This is a genomic window from Rhizobacter sp. P1_G5 (genome assembly GCF_056405435.1).
Genome location: NZ_JBFUCB010000817.1, coordinates 1 through 2,206, shown reverse-complemented (window position 1 = coordinate 2,206; position 2,206 = coordinate 1). Strand labels below are relative to the sequence as shown.

Genomic DNA, 2,206 nt, shown 5'->3' with positions numbered 1-2,206 from the left:
GGCCGGCGATTCGCAGACCGGCGAGATGGACAAGATCGACGGGCCGTACTACTTCTTCAAGCTGATCCAGCGCATGCGGCAGATCCTGCCGCCGTGGATGCCGAGCGTCGGCCTCGAGGGCGGCCGCGTCAACATCGTGCCGGTCGACTTCGTCGTCGCGGCACTCGACCACATCAGCCATGCGAAAGCCGAGCTCGACCGGAAGTGCTTCCACCTCGTCGACCCGCAGGGCTACCGCGTCGGCGACGTGCTCGACATCTTCAGCAAGGCCGCGCACGCACCGAAGATGAACCTGTTCATCAACGCCGCGCTGCTGGGCTTCATCCCGCGCAGCGTCAAGAAGGGGCTGATGGCGCTCGCGCCGGTGCGCCGCGTGCGCGCCGCGGTGATGAAGGACCTCGGGCTGCCGGAGGACATCTTCACCTTCATCAACTACCCGACGCGCTTCGACTGCCGCGACACGCTGGCGGCACTGAAGGGCTCGGGCATCGCCTGCCCCGACCTGCGCGACTATGCGTGGCGGCTGTGGGACTACTGGGAGCGCCACCTCGACCCCGCCCTGCTGATCGACCGCTCGCTGCGCGGCACGGTGGGCGGCAAGGTGGTGCTGGTGACCGGCGGCTCGTCGGGCATTGGCCTCGCGGCGGCGATCAAGTTCGCCGAGGCCGGCGCGATCACGCTGATCTGTGCCCGCGACGAGGCCAAGCTGGCCGAGGCCCGCAAGGAGATCCTGCTGGCCGCCGGCAAGGATGCGCGCGTCGAGACCTTCTCGTCCGACATCGCCGACGAGGCCAGCTGCCGCGACCTGATCGACTGGATCAACGCGAATTTCGGCGGCGTCGACTTCCTGGTCAACAACGCCGGCCGCTCGATCCGCCGCGCGATCGAGAGCAGCTACGACCGCTTCCACGATTTCGAGCGCACGATGCAGCTGAACTACTTCGGCTGCCTGCGCGTGACGATGGGCCTGCTGCCCGGCATGGTCGCGAAGAAGAAGGGCCACATCGTCAACATCAGCTCGATCGGCGTGCTGACGAACGCGCCGCGCTTCTCGGCCTATGTGGCCAGCAAGGCGGCGCTGGATGCGTGGACGCGCTGCGCGTCGAGCGAGTACGCCGACACCGGCATCACCTTCACGACGATCAACATGCCGCTGGTGCGCACGCCGATGATCGCGCCGACCAAGATCTACAACAACGTGCCGACGCTCGCGCCCGAGGAGGCGGCCGACATGATCGCGCAGGCCTGCGTCTACAAGCCGGTGCGCATCGCGACGCGCCTGGGCATCGCCGGCGAGGTGCTGCATGCGCTGGTGCCGCGCATTGCGCAGATCGTGATGAACACCAGCTTCCGGATGTTCCCGGACAGTTCGGCGGCCAAGGGCGACAAGTCCGCCAAGCCGACGCTGTCACCGGAGGCGATGGCCTTGCAGCAGATGATGCGCGGCATCCATTTCTGACCATCCCGAGGGCTCCTGCGCATCCGAGACGTACTCGCGTGCCGGCACCGCACCGGCACCCGCCTCCATCCAGCGCTCGGACGCGGTGGCGATCTGCTCCAGGTGCTGCTGCGCCGCGCAAGTGCCGTTGCTGCGCTCGGGCAGGTCGCGCAGGATCGCCCAGCAGGTGCGCCGCAGCATGTGCAGTGCCGCGGCCAGCTGCAGGGGGTTGCCGCTCAGCTGGGTCGATGCGCTCTCGATCTCGCGCACCACACGGTCGCTGTCGAGGCCGTCGCGCACGATGCGCTTGACGCTGGCGACCGGGTCGTAGGCGCGGCCCAGCTGGAACAGGCGCAGCGCGAGCGCGATCGCGACCAGGCTGGTCAGCACCTGGCGTGCCGCGAACAACTCGCCGCGCGTCAGGTGGCGGCAGATCGACATGTGGGCGTAAGCCACGTCGAACTGGGCGCGCGCCGCGATGCAGTCGTTGGTCAGCTGCCGGGCCACCGCCGCCTGCAGCGGCATCAGGTGCCGCGCGCCCCACAGCGGCTGCCAGCGCAGCACGCGCTCGACGACCGGCAGCGTGTCGGGCGTCACGACGAAGAGCTCGAGCTTGAAGCCATCGGCATACAGCACCGAGGTGCGGCAGCCGAAGCCTTCTTTCCAGGCGGGCCCACCGACCAGCTGCACCGGCTCCGCGACCAGYGGCAGCAGCGCCTCGCCGACCTGGCGGGCGCCTTCGACCAGCGCGCCCTCGGCGAGCAGCAC

Annotated in this window: 2 protein-coding genes; one reads left to right on the top strand and one right to left on the bottom strand. The window is 69.0% G+C overall.

All coding sequences use genetic code 11. The annotated features are described in order from the left end of the window. Positions 1–1,459: SDR family oxidoreductase (locus AC1D12_RS31460; protein ID WP_477845110.1), on the top strand; the 1,459-nt coding region annotated here is incomplete at its 5' end. Here the strand turns inward: AC1D12_RS31460 and AC1D12_RS31455 are convergent. Next, a partial coding sequence (locus tag AC1D12_RS31455) for a hypothetical protein (RefSeq protein ID WP_477845109.1) occupies positions 1,409–2,206 on the bottom strand: 798 nt, incomplete at its 5' end. The genes AC1D12_RS31460 and AC1D12_RS31455 overlap by 51 nt on opposite strands.